We start from the raw sequence: 1,099 nt of genomic DNA, 5'->3' as shown, positions 1-1,099 counted from the left end.
CCTAGGTGTTCTGTCTCGGGAGGTTGTGGACGGGTGAGCCAGGTCTCGGCTGAGGGGTCTTGAACAGGTGAGGGCCTTCCGGTTCGGTGTGGATTGCGACGTCTACACCTGACCGAAAGGCCCTCGTGCCCCACCGTAATGCACCCTTGACCGAGACCGGACGGCTGCGCCTGGCCCGCTGCGTGGTCGAGGACAACTGGCCCCTGCGCCGGGCCGCTGAACGCTTCCAGGTCTCGCCGACTACGGCCCAGCGCTGGGCGAGCCGCTACCGGCAGTCCGGCGAGGCCGGCATGCACGACCGCTCCTCCCGTCCGCGCACCAGCCCGCGCCGGACCCCGACCCGCACCGAGCGCCGGATCATCAAGGTCCGTGTTCTGCGCCGCTGGGGACCGGCCCGCATCGCCCACCTGCTGCACCTGGTGCCCTCCACCGTGCACCGTGTGCTGACCCGCTACCGGCTGGCCCGCCTCACCCACCTGGACCGGGCCACCGGCCGCGTCATACGCCGCTACGAACGCGACCACCCCGGCGAACTGGTCCACGTCGACATCAAGAAACTCGGCAACATCCCCGACGGCGGCGGACACAAGGTGCTGGGCCGACAGGCCGGACGCAAGACCCGCGCAGGCGCCGGCTACAGCTACCTCCACACCGCCGTCGACGACCACTCCCGCCTCGCATACAGCGAGATCCACGCAGACGAGAAGAAGGAAACCGCAACCGGCTTCTGGACCCGCGCCCAGGCGTTCTACGCCCAGGCCGGGATCACCGTCGAGCGCGTACTGACCGACAACGGCTCCTGCTACCGCTCACGTGACTGGCGCGACGTGCTGGAAGCAGCCGGGATCGCCCACAAGCGGACCCGGCCCTACCGGCCGCAGACCAACGGCAAGGTCGAACGCTTCAACCGCACCCTGCTCGACGAATGGGCCTACGCCCGCCCCTACCGGTCAGAAGCCGAGCGCCGCGAAGCGTTCCCGCAATGGCTGCACACCTACAATCACCACCGCGGACACACCGCGTTCAAGGGCCAACCACCCGCCAGCCGCGTCCCCAACCTCACGAGGCAATACACCTAGGGCCTGTTGCGAAAGTCCCG

Annotated in this window: 1 protein-coding gene; it reads left to right on the top strand. The window is 69.0% G+C overall.

Translation table 11 applies throughout. From position 1 onward, the window contains the following. Positions 1-125: 125 nt before the first annotated feature. A complete protein-coding gene (locus ACZ3KJ_RS35260) occupies positions 126-1,079 on the top strand; it encodes an IS481 family transposase (RefSeq protein ID WP_467533029.1) in 954 nt (317 codons plus the stop codon). Positions 1,080-1,099: the final 20 nt, after the last annotated feature.

This window comes from Streptomyces sp. NPDC003248 (assembly GCF_055563235.1).
Note: the sequence above shows the minus strand (reverse complement) of the source record. Positions and strands in the feature narration are given on the sequence as shown.